We start from the raw sequence: 15109 nt of genomic DNA, 5'->3' as shown, positions 1-15109 counted from the left end.
AAAGCTAAAATAATCAATAGCGATCCATCTATGAGTGAGCAAAACTTATGCCATTTTTCTAAAGCCATCTAGTTTACCAGAAAAAGAAAGGAAGAAGAGCGAGGCCGACGATTGCTCCTAATGCAATTCCAACGCCGAAACCACCCCATCCATAGCCATATCCCCAACCATAACCATAACCTCCGTAACGGTTAAAACGACCTCTAGAAAAAGGACGGATGAATACTCTCTCACGATGAACGCGATGAATGATTCCTTCGTGAATCCTACCATCGCGAGTTCTAATACGAACGGCTCTACCCATATGTTTTTGACATAAGGAATGAAAATGGTGTACTGACATAAAGACACCTCCCGCTTCATTATTGATAAAGCTTGCTTTTGACAGAAGCGCTTAGTTTACTTCTGCACGATATACCTGATCACCCAATAGCATTTTCAATGTCAAAAGAACAGCAGGTAATCGAATTCCTTAGTATAGTATGAAAAAAATGCAAAATAGAAAGGACAAGTATCCTGATTTAAAAAAATAGGCTTTTTTGAAAAAGAAAACATTCTGATTCTTATAAAAAGAACTCATAAAAAATTCCGATGTACAGCCAACGGACCTTCCGGAATCTTTCTTGAAAAGATGGATGTGGATAAAAAGTTATCGATAAAATTATTATGTAAACTAAATACCCGAAAAAAGTACTCATTCAAATAGAATGAACAATAAGTTTTAAAAACACGCCGGGGTCACCGGCGTGTTTACTTACATTCCGTGGCCGGGATTATGTTTTTGACGGGTATGGTTTCTGTTTTTGACTTTATGGGAACCGCTTAATGGTTCAGGCTGACCAGTGTGGTGTCCTTTTGGAGCATTTTTTCTCATATCTTTCCCATCGTTTTTGTTCATTTTTATATCCCTCCTTGCTATACCTTATTGTGTGCGATTATTCAAAACAAACACCGAATAATTTGTTGTTTTTGACACAGAATAAAAGTGATTCTTCAATGAAGGAGTTGCTCCATCATGCCTTATCAAAAAAGTAAGCAGAGAGCGTTTCAAGATGCTGAACAGAGAGTTTCTGAAGTCGAAAAAGCATCTCTGGAACTTGAAATCGATTCCGCTGATTTTGGTTCCCAATTATCTCATTTAAAAAATGAGGTAAACAAAGCTTATCAGCAAGTTGAAAATGCTTTAGAAACCGCAACGGAAACTCAAAGAAGGCAATTGGAAAAATACCATGCAGTTTTAACGGATATTGTGGAAAAAGTAAATGAATATGAATAAACAAACATCGCCAACATAGGCGATGTTTGTTTGTCTCGACCATCCCTTTTGGTTTGATTGAGAAGATGTCGTCGTCAGTGTGAAATTTTATTGGTTTTTCTTTCTTTTTTTATTGTTTTGTCTTTGCTGTTCCGTCAGTGGTTCGTTGGAGGACCCTTCGTTGTATCCAGCTCCATCTCCTTGTGATTTGGATGCATTCATTCCGGGAATGACATGGTTTGCTTTTCTTTTGGTCATATGGTGCACCTCCTTATAACTAGCTTGTGGACCCTTGCTGCAAGATATAATTGGAATATTTTAATGCTTGATATCAGAATGTTCTGTTTTTTATCGGCATTCATTTTTGGATGATGACCGTAACGTTACGTTGAGAAATTCCGTATTTATATAGCAGAACGCATTGGTCAGCTTTTTAAAGTCCTTCACTGACGAGTTATATATCCTAAACAACCTTGAGAGATAGCTGGAAAGGTTGAATATCTAAAGGAGGGGATGAAGCATGTTTAAACTTTTTTTAGATCCAGGACATGGGGGAAAAGACTCTGGAGCAACGGGAAACGGCCTTATGGAAAAAAATATTACACTAAAAATTTGTCAACTGATTCGAGACAGACTGCAGAACGATTATGAAGGAATTGCCATTCTCATGAGCCGTTCAGGGGATTCTTATCCGACATTGACTGCCAGAACAGAGAAAGCCAACGCTTGGGGGGCAGACTTTTATTTATCTGTTCACGTTAATTCCGGGGGAGCAACAGGATTCGAATCTTTTATCTATCCGGGCGTCGGACAACCTACCACTTCGTATCAAAATACCATTCATCAAGAAATTATAAAAGCAACGGGGTTCTATGATCGAGGGAAAAAGCAGGGGGACTTTCATGTTCTTCGCGAAAGCCGAATGCCGGCGCTTTTAACGGAAAACGGCTTTTTATTGATAATACTGAAGATGCGACAAAGCTGAAAGATCCCAGCTTTATTGAAAAAATAGCAAAAGGTCATGTTCAGGGGATTGTAAAGATCGCCAACTTAAAACCTATAACACCAAAGGATTCTGCTGGTTAATCGGCTATGGCCGATAAAGCGCTTAGCAGCACGTATTAAAGATCATGTCATCCATTGAATGATTATTGCTTAACAAGATAGGACCGTTTTAAACTACTGCAAATCTTTAAGCGAAACAGGGAGGCTGTCTCGATTTTTGACAACCTCCCTGTCTCTATTCCCTTCTTCATACAACTGTGAAAATGAATCATGAAAAAACGTCCCGGGCGAGATTCGAACTCGCGACCTACAGCTTAGGAGGCTGTCGCTCTATCCTGCTGAGCTACCGGGACACTGATAAAAATTATAAGGTGAATTAGAACGAAGGTCAATAACTTTATCAAAATAAGTTGGAGAATAAGGAGAAAAGTAGGTGACCGTGTAATCTTTTCCATGGCAAGTTTTCTTATCTACAGAATAAACATCCTTTTAAATATATGTCTTTTGGAAAGTGATGATCGTACCCAATTTCCATTTTTATGCTCACTTTATGCTATGTTTCGATAATCATCCAGTGTTGATGAAAACCAAGACGGGTTCAAAAAATTATTATATGAAAAAAACAAACCATCCAATCTTATACCATTATTGTAAACGGAATGACCTGATGATAAAAAATCCGATCGAACCGAAAAGGATGAGAAGAAATATAGGTAAATCCCAAGTTTCTAAAACGACATCGCGTCCATAGGTAATATTCACATCTTTCCAACTGCAATAAGCAATATAAAGGAGGATTTCATTTTTTACAACGTTGATCATAGTACTTGCGTTTTTGTATTGCCGTTCTATATTTTCTTCCGTTAAAACAACCATGTAATTATAAAGGTGTGGGAATTTTTCGAGAATTGCAAGCCCCATCCATAAAATGGCGCCTGTAATCGGGAGGAAAAAAATGGCCTCTTTGCTGCCCCATTTGTCTATTTCTCCGACCAAGTTATAATGAATTGGAACTCGATTCGGCAAGGAAGACCAGTGCATGAATAAGTGTATAACACTTCCGATGTACACTAATAATGAAATGATGTTTAGAACGTTTTCTAATGGCTTCTTTTTTAATTTTAATGCAGGACGCTTTCGAATTTCCATTTTGATCGCCTCCGGTGTTTATGGTTAACTAATTAAAATACGGGCAATGACCGTTAAAGTTTCAAGAGAAATTTGAAAAATGAAGAGAAAAAATGATGCCTATGATTGGGCATTCATATCGACACAATTTGTCGATATAAGGAAAACTTATGAAAAACAATAACATTCTTGTTATTTACTTATGTTAGCGCTTGTATTAAGATGAACATATAAGAAAAGTTTGAATTTCCATTCAAACTTTTCGCTGCATAGTCTTACATAACAGAAGAGGGGGAATTGGGATGACAAACGACGTTTTTAACGCTCGTTCATCATTCGAAGTGAATGGTAAACGATATCATTATTATCGTCTAGCGGCTTTAAAGGATGCCAATGTGGCAGATGTCAGCCGCTTGCCATATTCGATCAAAGTATTATTAGAATCAGTTCTCCGCCAATATGATGGCAGAGTCATTAAAAAAGAACATATTGAAAATTTGGCGAAATGGGGTTCAAAAGACGTAGAGGGCGGAGAAGTTCCGTTCAAACCATCCCGCGTTATTTTGCAAGATTTTACAGGTGTACCAGCGGTTGTAGACCTGGCTTCATTGCGTAAAGCGATGAGCGATATGGGTGGAAAACCAGAAATGATCAATCCGGAAATTCCGGTGGATCTTGTCGTTGACCATTCTGTTCAAGTCGACAAATATGGAACTTCTGACGCTTTGGAAAAAAACATGGAATTGGAATTTGAACGAAATGCTGAACGATACCAATTCTTAAACTGGGCACAAAAGGCCTTTAAAAACTATCGTGCAGTTCCGCCGGCAACCGGGATTGTCCACCAAGTAAACCTTGAATATCTTGCAAGTGTGGTTCACGTAAAAGAAACAAGCCCGAACGAATATGAAACTTATCCAGATACTCTAGTAGGTACGGATTCCCATACAACCATGATCAACGGACTTGGTGTATTGGGATGGGGCGTAGGTGGTATCGAAGCAGAAGCTGGTATGCTTGGACAACCTTCTTATTTCCCAATTCCTGAAGTCATTGGTGTCAAATTAACAGGAGAACTACCAAACGGTTCGACTGCGACAGACTTGGCGTTAAAAGTGACTCAAGTACTTCGTCAAAAAGGCGTGGTAGGAAAATTTGTTGAATTCTTCGGTCCGGGTGTTTCTAAGCTGCCGCTTGCCGACCGTGCTACCATTGCCAATATGGCGCCTGAATATGGGGCAACATGCGGATTCTTCCCGGTAGATGACGTATCGTTAAGCTATCTTCGCTTGACTGGACGCGAAGAAGAACATGTCCAAATTGTTGAAAAATACTTAAAAGAAAATGATATGTTCTTTAATCCTAAAGAAGATCCAATCTACACAGACGTTGTAGAAATCAATCTTTCTGAAATTGAGTCGAATTTGTCGGGCCCAAAACGCCCACAAGACTTAATTCCGCTTTCAAAAATGCAATCTTCTTTCCGTCAAGCCGTTACAGCACCACAAGGCACGCAAGGTTTCGGGTTGACGGAAAAAGAATTTGATAAAGAAGCCGTTGTAAAGTTCGAAAACGGCGAAGAAGTGACTATGAAAACGGGAGCAGTGGCGATCGCTGCTATCACTTCCTGTACCAATACATCTAACCCTTATGTATTGATCGGTGCCGGATTGGTGGCAAAAAAAGCCGTTGAAAAAGGGCTGAATGTACCGAAATATGTCAAAACTTCTTTAGCTCCTGGATCTAAAGTGGTAACTGGTTATTTACGCGACTCCGGCTTGTTAAGCTATCTTGAAAAAATCGGATTTAACCTTGTTGGTTACGGTTGTACGACGTGTATCGGCAACTCCGGACCGCTTCTTCCGGAAATTGAAAAAGCAATTACGGATTCCGACCTCTTCGTGACATCTGTATTGTCCGGAAACCGCAACTTTGAAGGTCGTATTCATCCGCTTGTAAAAGCAAACTATCTTGCTTCGCCTCCATTAGTTGTGGCTTACGCACTTGCCGGAACAGTGGATATCGACTTGCAAAACGACCCAATCGGAAAAGACAAAGATGGAAACGATGTATTCTTTAAGGATATCTGGCCTTCTTCCGATGAAATTAAAGAAGTCGTTCAACGTACGGTAACTCCAGAATTGTTCCGTAAAGAATATGAACGTGTTTTCGATGACAACGCCAAATGGAATGCGATTAAAACCAGCAATGAACCACTTTATAATTGGGATCCAAATTCGACTTACATTCAAAACCCTCCATTCTTTGAAGGGCTTTCTGAAAATCCTGAAGAAATTAAACAGCTTACAGGTTTGCGTGTAGTCGGAAAATTCGGCGACTCCGTTACAACAGACCATATTTCGCCTGCAGGAGCCATTGGCGTGAATACTCCGGCAGGAAAATATTTACGCTCCAAAGGCGTAGAACCGCGCAATTTCAACTCGTACGGCTCCAGACGTGGCAACCATGAAGTCATGATGCGTGGAACATTTGCCAATATCCGCATCCGCAACCAAATCGCTCCTGGAACGGAAGGCGGATTTACGACTTATTGGCCGACAGGAGAAGTAATGCCAATTTATGATGCATGCATGAAATATCAACAAGACGGAACGGGTCTAGTCGTTCTCGCCGGAAAAGACTATGGAATGGGTTCTTCCCGTGACTGGGCAGCAAAAGGTACGAAACTTTTAGGAATTAAAACCGTTATCGCTGAAAGCTATGAACGTATTCACCGTTCTAACCTTGTGATGATGGGTGTTCTTCCTCTTCAATTCAAACAAGGTGAAAATGCGGAAGTTCTTGGCTTAACCGGTAAAGAAACGATCGATGTTCATATCGACGATAATGTCAAACCTCATGACATTATTAAAGTAACGGCAACGGACGAAAACGGCAATAAGAAAGAATTCGAAGTGATGGTTCGTTTTGATTCAGAAGTAGAACTTGACTATTACCGTCACGGCGGAATTTTACAAATGGTTCTTCGTCGCAAATTTGAACAATTAAAACATGCGTAATCCTTCTTAAAAAGAGGTTGACAAAATTTTGTCAGCCTCTTTTTCTTTGTCTTCTAACATTTATGGACAGGCATATAATAGGACAAAGCATATTCGAAAGGAATGTGTCAGCATGATCAAAATAAAATGGGGAGTCCTATTGATTGCTTGTCTTCTGCTGATGGCTGCGAGCCAGCAACTGAAAGCCGATCCATTTCCGGAAAATGCAAAGAAAGAAGAGAAGAATCAATCCAATCTAATGGAAAAGACAGGTAAACAAGATCAGCGTCTAAAGAAAGGAGATCGTCTTCCTGGTTTAAAAATAGGTGAAAACGCACCGGATTTTACGCTGACGACTTTAAAGGGAGAGCGGATACGCTTAAAAGAGAGAAAAGGACAAAAGATTATCATCAACTTTTGGGCTACGTGGTGTCCACCTTGTAAAGAAGAAATTCCGGTTTTGCAGAGATTTTATGAACAAAATAAAGGATCAGTGGAATTGTTGGCAGTCAATATGGATCCTGAATCAAATGTTACACAGTTTGCCCGGAAATATGGCATATCGTACCCTATTCTTTTAGATCAAGACGGCAAAGTGAATGAAACATATAAAGTAGCGGCTATTCCGACAACTTATGTCATTGATGAAAATGGAGTGATCATCCATAAACATATTGGAAATTTACAACTTCAGCAAATGATCAATTGGCTAAAATAATAAAAAATTTTGCAAATTTGTTTATACTCTTTCTTCCACTTGGCCATACTAAAAATCAACAGCACTAACAACGGAGGGAAAACAATGAGAAAAATCAGAAAAAGATCCTTTCATGAATTAGTAAGAGAGAATCGTCAAGCGCTTCTTCATGATCAACAAGCGCTGGATAAGATCGAGGAGAGGCTTGAGGCACGACTGGAAATGAGACGAATGGAAAAAGCGGAATAAATTTTTGCGTTATAATCCCCCCAGAACAGGAGAAACTTTATGTCAAGGGGGAATTTTTTTATGAGCAATCCACATAAAAAAAGCAAATATTTTGTGCCGGATCATTTAGGCACCCAGCCTCGTGCAGCAGGAGGCAACAAAGGCAAAAAAATGCAAGACAAATCAGGACACCACGCACAAGTGATCCAGACGAAAGGCGAGTAAATCCAGCTCTCAATATATGACGACAAGGAGGATGTTTCATGACCAATCATCGTCCAAATCCAGACGATCGCAGTGACAATGTAGAAAAATTGCAAAACATGATTCATCATACGATTGAAAACATGGAAAGAGCAGAGGAATCAATGGCCTATACAGATTCCGAAGAACAATTAGAAAAAATTAAAGAAAAAAATGAACGCCGTCGTCAAAGCATCGAGGGATTCCGGAATGAAATAAAAGACGAAGCTTCCAATCAGCAAACAGAATAACAAATTTAGGGCTGACTCACTTGAGTCGCCCTTTTCTTATGCCATCAGAAGCAGTTTAAAAGCGAATGATCGAGTATTGTGATAAAATATCAATGGCTTGAAGTGAGAGTGTTCATGCTTATTTCGGAAAAAAATGAATCGAAATGATTACATACGGGTACACCGCGGAAACGGAAAAAGGGGAAACGTCTCCTTTTACGATGAAATGCTGTTTCTGTAAAGTGTAAAGATTAGGTTCTTTCGATTTCGCTGTAAAAAGAACATTCCCGAACGACACGAAGCATGAGAACGATCTAAAATGCCTGTCCAAGCAATATCCGTAGGCAAGGAGGGACGGTTATGGCATTTGGAATCAAAAGGGAAGAACTGTTAAATTGGAAACATCGAATTGAAAATGGCGAAATTGCTTTTTTAACACATTTTTGGTTGGACAGCCGCTTTCCTGATTGTCACAGTGTGACGAAAGTAGGGTGTAATGACCTTGAAAAGTTAGCCAAATGGGGGAAAAAATACGGTTTGAAAAAAGAATGGATTCACATTCGACGAGACGGTTACTCCCATTTTGATCTTCTTGGGGAAAAACAAAAAGAAATCCTTCAATCAGAAGGATTGACAGACCATATTCGGCATTTTCGCCTTTAGGTTCAACGTTTTCCGTTAATTCTTCCAGGGCGGTCTCTAAAAGAAATTCTTTTGGGGCCGCCCTATAATTTTTTACGATTGAAGCGTATATTGATAAATCGGTTCATCCAATTTTTCGCTATAATCCACATAAAGATCATGTTCGTCGAAAAACCAGAGGTCTTTTTCATCTACATAATATACAACCCCGTTATATTCTGCTTTCGCTCCAATCTGGATGGGTTCTTCTTTTGAAACTCCCAGTGAAAATCCTTGATGAAGCGGACTGGACCCGCCGTAACGGGCAAAGAATCGTACGAATTCTCCTTTTTTCACGCCCATTTCATCCTCAAACCACTCAATCGCCTTTTTGGATATCTGAATATTCATTTTTCATACACCTCGTTTTGTTTTGGATTAGATCCAATACTTATCTCATAGTTAGTTTACCTTCCTTGGCCAAAAAAGAACAACCAATAAGCACGTCGAAGCTGACCCGTTTCCTTCTACTCTTATTCGCGAATACGATCGTTCGAATATCGGATCAACGTTCTCTCTGTAGATATATAATGTCGTAATGGCACTCCCAGAAAAAAAGAGCCTTTTGTGATAAGGCTCTTTTTTCACATCCATTTAATTTTTGGCTCCGTTTTATTCAGAATTCTTTTGACGTTTGCTCGGTGGCGGAAAATAACAAAGGATGCCAAGAACAATACGACAATGATCAAGGGGATATCCCCTTTAAAGAAAGTATAGATCACAGCGATTATGGAAACGATGATGGAGGAAAGCGATACATATTTGGATATGTATAAGCTAATCAAAAAGGCTACGACTAATAATAGGAATAAGACCGGCTCGTACGCCAGCAGTACTCCCCCTGATGTAGCCACTGCTTTTCCTCCTCGAAATCCGGCAAAAACGGGAAAGCTGTGCCCAACGGCAGCTGCCATACCTGCGATCAGAGGATGCAAGTCTGCACCGAACCAGATTGGAAGCAAAGTAGCGAGCGTGCCTTTTAGGATATCAGCGATAATCACGACAGATCCTGCTTTTATTCCAAGTGTGCGGAAAGCGTTGGTTGCTCCTAAATTTCCGCTTCCATGTTCGCGGATATCCACACCATAAAATATCTTTCCCACAATCAAGCCAGATGGAATGGAACCAAGCAGATAAGCTATTAAAATAAAGACTACATATTCCATTCTGGTCATTGCCCCTTTTTCCGAACTATGTTGTTATCGGTTTTTATTTTCTTTATATCCAATTCCTATACAATCGTTGATGAACGCCTAAAAATTTTTGAACAATGCCTTTTCCCGCTGAACAGGACGCCCCAATTGGAAGTTTCACTCTATTTTATCATGGTCGGGATCAATAAAAAAAGATTTTTTTATGAAAAGCGAAAGCTTCAGATGAGCAGGATTTAGATTGAAGAGATAGAATAGAATAAAAAGCTGCATGCAGGCTAAAAAAGGAGGAAACAGTATGATCGAGAATCCATCACGAGAAGAAATTGGAGAAATTTTAAAAAAAGCCAAAAGAATTGCCGTTGTGGGTCTAAGCAATAATCCGAATCGCCCCTCTTATGAAGTAGCGGAAGCGATGCAACAGGCAGGATATGAAATCATTCCCGTAAACCCAGCTGTAGATGAAGTGTTGGGTGTTCAAGCGGTCGACTCTTTAACGGATATTGAAGGGCCGGTTGACATTGTGAATGTTTTCCGTCGATCGGAGGCATTGCCGGAAATTGCGGAAGAATTTACAAAGATTGATTGTCCTGTTTTTTGGGCTCAATTAGGGATCGAAAATGAAGAAGTGTACCGATATTTAAAAGAAAAAGGCTACACCGTTATTATGAATCGCTGTATTAAAATCGAGCATGCCATGACAAAATAAACAACATACCTACCTGGGCAAGGGCCAGTCCTCATATAATGAGGCCTGGCCCTGTATCTGTGAAACAGTTTTTCATTTCCTTTCTTGCGCTTTTTTCATGAAAAGGTAAAATAGTGCATAGGTGTCTTTTGAACGTGAATGGAGAACGCTTTTGGATGGTTAAAATGAACCTGTACAAAACCAAATAAAAGATGTTTTGGTTATTTGGACGGATTTTTCATTTATCATTATGTATGTTATAATAAAATGCGAACGTTTGTTTGTTTTTGTTTTGAAAGGGGAATGTTCGTGGCAAATAAGAAGAACCAAATGGAATATAACGAGGATGCGATTCAAGTATTAGAAGGTTTGGAAGCGGTTCGAAAAAGGCCAGGAATGTACATCGGATCAACCGATTCGAAAGGATTGCATCACTTGGTGTATGAAATTGTCGACAATGCGGTGGATGAAGCATTGTCTGGCTATGGTGATGAAATTAGAGTCGTTATACATAAAGACAATTCGGTTAGTGTGGAAGATTTCGGTCGTGGAATGCCGACTGGAATGCATAAACTTGGAAAGCCGACTCCCGAAGTCATTCTCACGGTGCTTCACGCCGGGGGGAAATTCGGACAAGGCGGCTACAAAACAAGCGGCGGTTTGCATGGGGTTGGCGCTTCCGTGGTCAATGCCTTATCGGAATGGCTGATTGTGACTATTCAGCGAGACGGATTCATTTATGAACAACGCTTTCGAAATGGCGGAAAACCGGAAACGACTTTAGAAAAAATCGGAAAAACGACGAAAACAGGAACAAAAATCCACTTTAAACCGGATCCGACTATATTTAGTACGGTTGTGTTCAATTATGAAATCTTATGTGAACGACTAAGAGAAAGTGCCTTTTTATTAAAAGGGCTAAAGATCGATATACGGGATGAACGTTATAATCAACATGATACGTTCTATTTTGAAAACGGCATTGAAGCATTTGTAGAATATTTGAACGAAGATAAAGAACCTTTGCATCCTGTCGCGTTTTTTGAAGGAAAACAAAACGGAATCGAAGTGGAGTTTGCTTTTCAATTTCATGACGGATTTTCGGAAAATGTTCTTTCCTTCGTCAACAATGTCCGTACAAAAGACGGGGGAACTCACGAAGCCGGAGCAAAAACGGCGATGACGCGGGTGTTTAATGATTACGCCAGAAAAGTCAATTTATTAAAAGAAAAAGATAAAAATTTAGAAGGCTCTGACGTTCGCGAAGGATTATCCGCTGTCATTTCCGTCCGGATCCCGGAAGAATTGCTTCAGTTCGAAGGCCAAACAAAAGGAAAACTTGGAACAAGCGAAGCCCGCTCCGCTGTAGATGCCGTTGTTTCCGAACAGTTATCCTACTTTTTAGAAGAAAACCCTGATATCAGTTCTTTGTTGATCAAAAAAGCCATCAAAGCGTCTCAGGCTAGAGAAGCAGCAAGAAAAGCGCGAGAAGAAGCGAGAAACGGGAAAAAACGAAAAAAATCAGATTCCATGCTGTCCGGAAAATTGACACCTGCCCAATCGCGAAATCCTAATCGTAATGAATTGTATTTGGTGGAAGGGGATTCCGCGGGCGGCTCTGCAAAACAAGGACGCGACCGGAGATTCCAAGCTGTGCTTCCGTTGCGTGGAAAAGTAATCAACACGGAAAAGGCAAAGCTTCAGGATATTTTTAAAAATGAAGAAATCAATACGATCATCCATGCCATTGGAGCCGGCGTCGGTCCTGATTTTTCTGTAGAAGACTCCAATTATGACAAAGTTATTATTATGACGGATGCCGATACGGACGGAGCGCATATTCAAGTACTTCTTCTCACGTTCTTTTATCGCTATATGAGGCCATTAATTGAAGCGGGAAAAGTATTTATCGCGCTTCCTCCTTTGTACAAGGTCAGCAAAGGAACGGGGAAAAAAGAGATAGTGGAATACGCATGGACGGAAAAGGAATTGCAGGCGGCCATTAAAAAAGTCGGCAAAGGCTATATGATTCAGCGCTATAAAGGGCTAGGCGAAATGAATGCGGACCAGCTGTGGGAAACGACTATGAATCCCGAAACAAGAACGCTCGTCCGGGTTCGAATCGATGATGCCGCCCGGGCGGAACGGCGAGTGACGACCTTGATGGGAGATAAAGTAGAGCCGCGTCGCAAATGGATTGAAAATCATGTGGCGTTTGGCCTTGAAGAAGATGTGAGTCTTCTGGAAAATGAAAATCTGTCCCATCGAGAGGAGGTTGAATAGTCGATGGCAATGGAAGAACGTTTTCAAGATTTACCACTTGAGGAAGTGTTGGGCGACCGTTTTGGCCGGTACAGCAAATACATCATTCAAGATCGGGCGCTGCCGGATGCCCGCGATGGTTTAAAGCCTGTACAAAGGCGCATATTGTACGCAATGCTGGTCGATGGCAATACTCATGACAAAGCTTTTCGAAAATCTGCTAAAACGGTAGGTAATGTCATTGGCAATTACCACCCGCACGGTGATTCCTCTGTTTACGAAGCCATGGTCAGGATGAGCCAAGACTGGAAATTGCGGAACCTGCTGATCGAAATGCAAGGAAACAACGGAAGCATCGACGGCGACCCTCCGGCTGCAATGCGTTATACAGAAGCGAGACTGTCCGCGATCGCATCAGAGCTGCTGAGGGACATTGATAAAAAAACAGTTGATTTTGTGCCTAATTTTGATGATACCGCATATGAACCGACCGTCCTCCCGGCAAGATTTCCAAATTTGCTTGTGAACGGTTCTACGGGTATTTCGGCTGGATATGCGACGGAAATACCGCCTCATCATTTAGGAGAAATTATTGACGGTGTCATTATGCGAATGGATCAACCTGATTGCACCGTAGACGATTTGATGAAGGTCATTAAGGGTCCTGATTTCCCGACCGGGGGCATTATACAAGGAATTGACGGAATCAAAAAAGCATATGAAACAGGAAAAGGAAAAATTGTGATACGCGGTAAAACGGAAATAGAAACGATTCGCGGCGGGCGCAAACAAATTGTGGTAACTGAAATTCCGTTTGATGTCAATAAAGCGAATCTTGTCAAACGGATTGAAGAGTTTCGTATTGACAAAAAAGTGGAAGGAATCGCCGAAGTCCGGGATGAAACCGATCGAACGGGCATGCGGATCGTCATTGAATTGAAAAAAGAAGCAAATGCAGAAGGAATTCTGAACTATTTGTATAAAAATAGCGATCTGCAAATTGCGTACCACTTCAACATGGTGGCGATTCATGAGCGCCGGCCGAAACTGATGAGTTTGCCTGCCCTGTTGGACGCTTATATCGCCCATCAAAAAGAAGTGGTCACGAACCGTTCAAAATACGATTTGCAAAAAGCGAAGGAAAGACAACATATTGTAGAAGGATTAATCAAAGCGCTGTCCATACTCGATGAAGTGATTGCGGTGATTAGAGGATCCAAAGACAAAAAAGACGCAAAGCTGAATTTAATGAATCGATTTGAATTCTCTGAACCGCAAGCAGAAGCGATCGTTTCCCTTCAACTGTACCGCCTTACCAATACGGATGTCACTGCTTTGCAAAAAGAAGCGGAAGATTTGAAAAAGAAAATCGCTGAATTGACGGCCATATTGGAAAGCGAAAAGAAACTATTGTCCGTTATTAAAAAGGAATTAATCGAAATGAAAAAGCGGTATGGGGATGAAAGACGGACGACCATTGAAAAAGAAATAGAAGAAATAAAAATCAATCCTGAAGTGACCGTTGCTATTGAAGACGTCATGGTAACCGTTACGAAAGAAGGATATATTAAGAGAACAAGTCTTCGTTCCTACTCGGCTTCAAGCGGTGCCGATTTGGCGATGAAAGATTCAGATCGGTTGCTGTTCCAAGCGGAATTGAGCACCACCGATGTGCTGCTATTGTTCACTAACAAAGGGAATTATTTGTATATTCCTGTACACGAATTGCCTGATATTCGCTGGAAAGAAATGGGGCAGCATATTGCCAACCTGATCGCCATAGGAAAAGACGAAAAGATCATTCAAGCCATTGCGGTCCAAAATTTTGAGGAAAAGGGCTATCTTCTCTTTTTCACGAAAAACGGCATGACCAAAAAATCTGAACTGTCTCAGTATAAAGCACAGCGCTATTCACGTCCGCTTGTGGCCATTAATTTAAAAGATAATGATGAAGTAATCGATGTGTTTTTAACAAACGGCCAAATGGATGTGTTCATTGCTACAAGGTTGGGATATGGGCTATGGTTTGAAGAAGAAGAAATTAATACCGTAGGACCAAGAGCGGCCGGAGTAAAAGGCATCAATTTAAAAGAAGATGATTATGTGGTCAGAGGAAAAGTATTCGTCCGAGGAGAACAGCCTTATATTTTTGTGGCAACCCAGCGCGGAGCTGTGAAAAAAATGAAATTGAATGAAATGGAAAAAATGTCCAGAGCCAAACGGGGCCTTGTTTTATTAAGAGAATTAAAATCCCATCCGCACCGAATTGCGTATTTAGATCTCACCGACAATGACTCCATCGTTTATTTGCGAACGGAAAAAGGAGTCGTAGAAACGGTTTCCCTTTCCGGATTAAGAGAGAATGACCGCTACTCAAATGGCAATTTTGCCATTGACGAATCAGAAAGCGGTACAGTCATAGAAGGATGGACAGAAAAACCGTCCGGTACAGAGTAAAGGATTTTTCTACGGCGAGATATATGTATAAGCAATGCTGTAAAACAAAAGTAGAAGGATCTCCCATCAAAAAGATTTTGATGGG

At 40.7% G+C, this 15109-nt stretch carries 16 protein-coding genes, 1 tRNA gene and 1 pseudogene; 11 read left to right on the top strand and 7 right to left on the bottom strand.

Annotated features, from left to right (window positions below; translation table 11 throughout):
- Positions 1-73 precede the first annotated feature (73 nt).
- A complete protein-coding gene (locus tag NST81_RS09120) occupies positions 74-343 on the bottom strand; it encodes a hypothetical protein (RefSeq protein WP_328201583.1) in 270 nt (89 codons plus the stop codon).
- Positions 344-754: 411 nt separating this feature from the next.
- Entirely contained in the window at positions 755-898 is a 144-nt protein-coding gene (locus tag NST81_RS09115) for a small acid-soluble spore protein P (protein ID WP_003352931.1), read from the bottom strand.
- A 117-nt stretch (positions 899-1015) separates the two neighbouring features.
- Between NST81_RS09115 and NST81_RS09110 the strand changes: the two genes are divergently transcribed.
- Positions 1016-1276 (top strand): hypothetical protein, encoded by a 261-nt coding sequence (locus tag NST81_RS09110; protein ID WP_003352930.1) that lies wholly within the window; start codon positions 1016-1018, stop codon positions 1274-1276.
- Positions 1277-1363: 87 nt separating this feature from the next.
- On the opposite strand, the gene sspO is transcribed toward NST81_RS09110, so the two are convergent.
- On the bottom strand, positions 1364-1513 hold the full coding sequence (sspO, locus tag NST81_RS09105; protein ID WP_048623370.1) for a small acid-soluble spore protein O: 150 nt from the start codon (positions 1511-1513) through the stop codon (positions 1364-1366).
- Between the two features lie 262 nt (positions 1514-1775).
- On the opposite strand from sspO, the pseudogene NST81_RS09100 reads away from it, so the two are divergent.
- Positions 1776-2311 (top strand): annotated as a pseudogene (locus NST81_RS09100) (N-acetylmuramoyl-L-alanine amidase family protein); the annotation flags it as partial.
- 228 nt (positions 2312-2539) lie between these two features.
- On the opposite strand, the gene NST81_RS09095 reads toward NST81_RS09100, so the two are convergent.
- A tRNA-Arg gene (locus NST81_RS09095) sits at positions 2540-2613 on the bottom strand.
- 292 nt (positions 2614-2905) lie between these two features.
- On the bottom strand, positions 2906-3409 hold the full coding sequence (locus NST81_RS09090) for a DUF1648 domain-containing protein (protein ID WP_341029487.1): 504 nt from the start codon (positions 3407-3409) through the stop codon (positions 2906-2908).
- A 281-nt stretch (positions 3410-3690) separates the two neighbouring features.
- Between NST81_RS09090 and acnA the strand changes: the two genes are divergently transcribed.
- From acnA to NST81_RS09060, 6 genes are all read left to right on the top strand, one after another.
- Positions 3691-6408, top strand: coding sequence for an aconitate hydratase AcnA (gene acnA / locus NST81_RS09085; protein WP_341029484.1), 2718 nt, complete (start codon positions 3691-3693; stop codon positions 6406-6408).
- 112 nt (positions 6409-6520) lie between these two features.
- The gene (locus NST81_RS09080) at positions 6521-7105 is read left to right on the top strand and encodes a peroxiredoxin family protein (RefSeq protein WP_048623367.1); all 585 of its coding nucleotides are present in this window, start codon (positions 6521-6523) and stop codon (positions 7103-7105) included.
- Positions 7106-7189: 84 nt separating this feature from the next.
- A complete protein-coding gene (locus tag NST81_RS09075) occupies positions 7190-7333 on the top strand; it encodes an FbpB family small basic protein (RefSeq protein ID WP_082142289.1) in 144 nt (47 codons plus the stop codon).
- A 60-nt stretch (positions 7334-7393) separates the two neighbouring features.
- Entirely contained in the window at positions 7394-7537 is a 144-nt protein-coding gene (locus NST81_RS09070) for an acid-soluble spore protein N (protein ID WP_040340887.1), read from the top strand.
- 38 nt (positions 7538-7575) lie between these two features.
- Positions 7576-7806, top strand: coding sequence for a small acid-soluble spore protein Tlp (gene tlp / locus NST81_RS09065; RefSeq protein ID WP_003352922.1), 231 nt, complete (start codon positions 7576-7578; stop codon positions 7804-7806).
- Positions 7807-8145: 339 nt separating this feature from the next.
- Positions 8146-8448: a hypothetical protein gene (locus NST81_RS09060; protein WP_048623366.1), complete on the top strand. Its 303-nt coding sequence runs from the start codon at positions 8146-8148 to the stop codon at positions 8446-8448.
- A 72-nt stretch (positions 8449-8520) separates the two neighbouring features.
- On the opposite strand, the gene NST81_RS09055 is transcribed toward NST81_RS09060, so the two are convergent.
- Positions 8521-8817, bottom strand: a complete 297-nt coding sequence (locus tag NST81_RS09055; protein ID WP_270583810.1) for a HesB/YadR/YfhF family protein — start codon at positions 8815-8817, stop codon at positions 8521-8523.
- Positions 8818-9050: 233 nt separating this feature from the next.
- Positions 9051-9632, bottom strand: a complete 582-nt coding sequence (gene plsY / locus NST81_RS09050; protein WP_040340886.1) for a glycerol-3-phosphate 1-O-acyltransferase PlsY — start codon at positions 9630-9632, stop codon at positions 9051-9053.
- Positions 9633-9915: 283 nt separating this feature from the next.
- Between plsY and NST81_RS09045 the strand changes: the two genes are divergently transcribed.
- The 3 genes from NST81_RS09045 to parC all read left to right on the top strand — a co-directional run bounded on the left by NST81_RS09045 (position 9916) and on the right by parC (position 15024).
- On the top strand, positions 9916-10326 hold the full coding sequence (locus NST81_RS09045) for a CoA-binding protein (protein WP_048623364.1): 411 nt from the start codon (positions 9916-9918) through the stop codon (positions 10324-10326).
- Between the two features lie 288 nt (positions 10327-10614).
- Positions 10615-12588, top strand: a complete 1974-nt coding sequence (parE, locus tag NST81_RS09040; protein WP_280513057.1) for a DNA topoisomerase IV subunit B — start codon at positions 10615-10617, stop codon at positions 12586-12588.
- A gap of 3 nt (positions 12589-12591) precedes the next feature.
- A complete protein-coding gene (parC, locus tag NST81_RS09035) occupies positions 12592-15024 on the top strand; it encodes a DNA topoisomerase IV subunit A (protein WP_048623362.1) in 2433 nt (810 codons plus the stop codon).
- Positions 15025-15109: the final 85 nt, after the last annotated feature.

The organism is Bacillus sp. FSL W8-0223 (genome assembly GCF_038006805.1).
Taxonomy (GTDB): Bacteria; Bacillota; Bacilli; order Bacillales; family DSM-4216; genus Bacillus_O; species Bacillus_O smithii.
Note: the sequence above shows the minus strand (reverse complement) of the source record. Positions and strands in the feature narration are given on the sequence as shown.

Coding starts and splice junctions, on each gene's coding strand:
- sspO (WP_048623370.1), bottom strand. CDS start 1,513: ATGACCAAAAGAAAAGCAAACCATGTCATTCCCGGAATGAATGCATCC.
- NST81_RS09120 (WP_328201583.1), bottom strand. CDS start 343: ATGTCAGTACACCATTTTCATTCCTTATGTCAAAAACATATGGGTAGA.
- NST81_RS09060 (WP_048623366.1), top strand. CDS start 8,146: ATGGCATTTGGAATCAAAAGGGAAGAACTGTTAAATTGGAAACATCGA.
- acnA (WP_341029484.1), top strand. CDS start 3,691: ATGACAAACGACGTTTTTAACGCTCGTTCATCATTCGAAGTGAATGGT.
- NST81_RS09110 (WP_003352930.1), top strand. CDS start 1,016: ATGCCTTATCAAAAAAGTAAGCAGAGAGCGTTTCAAGATGCTGAACAG.
- NST81_RS09075 (WP_082142289.1), top strand. CDS start 7,190: ATGAGAAAAATCAGAAAAAGATCCTTTCATGAATTAGTAAGAGAGAAT.
- NST81_RS09055 (WP_270583810.1), bottom strand. CDS start 8,817: ATGAATATTCAGATATCCAAAAAGGCGATTGAGTGGTTTGAGGATGAA.
- parC (WP_048623362.1), top strand. CDS start 12,592: ATGGCAATGGAAGAACGTTTTCAAGATTTACCACTTGAGGAAGTGTTG.
- NST81_RS09070 (WP_040340887.1), top strand. CDS start 7,394: ATGAGCAATCCACATAAAAAAAGCAAATATTTTGTGCCGGATCATTTA.
- NST81_RS09045 (WP_048623364.1), top strand. CDS start 9,916: ATGATCGAGAATCCATCACGAGAAGAAATTGGAGAAATTTTAAAAAAA.
- plsY (WP_040340886.1), bottom strand. CDS start 9,632: ATGGAATATGTAGTCTTTATTTTAATAGCTTATCTGCTTGGTTCCATT.
- tlp (WP_003352922.1), top strand. CDS start 7,576: ATGACCAATCATCGTCCAAATCCAGACGATCGCAGTGACAATGTAGAA.
- NST81_RS09080 (WP_048623367.1), top strand. CDS start 6,521: ATGATCAAAATAAAATGGGGAGTCCTATTGATTGCTTGTCTTCTGCTG.
- NST81_RS09090 (WP_341029487.1), bottom strand. CDS start 3,409: ATGGAAATTCGAAAGCGTCCTGCATTAAAATTAAAAAAGAAGCCATTA.
- NST81_RS09115 (WP_003352931.1), bottom strand. CDS start 898: ATGAACAAAAACGATGGGAAAGATATGAGAAAAAATGCTCCAAAAGGA.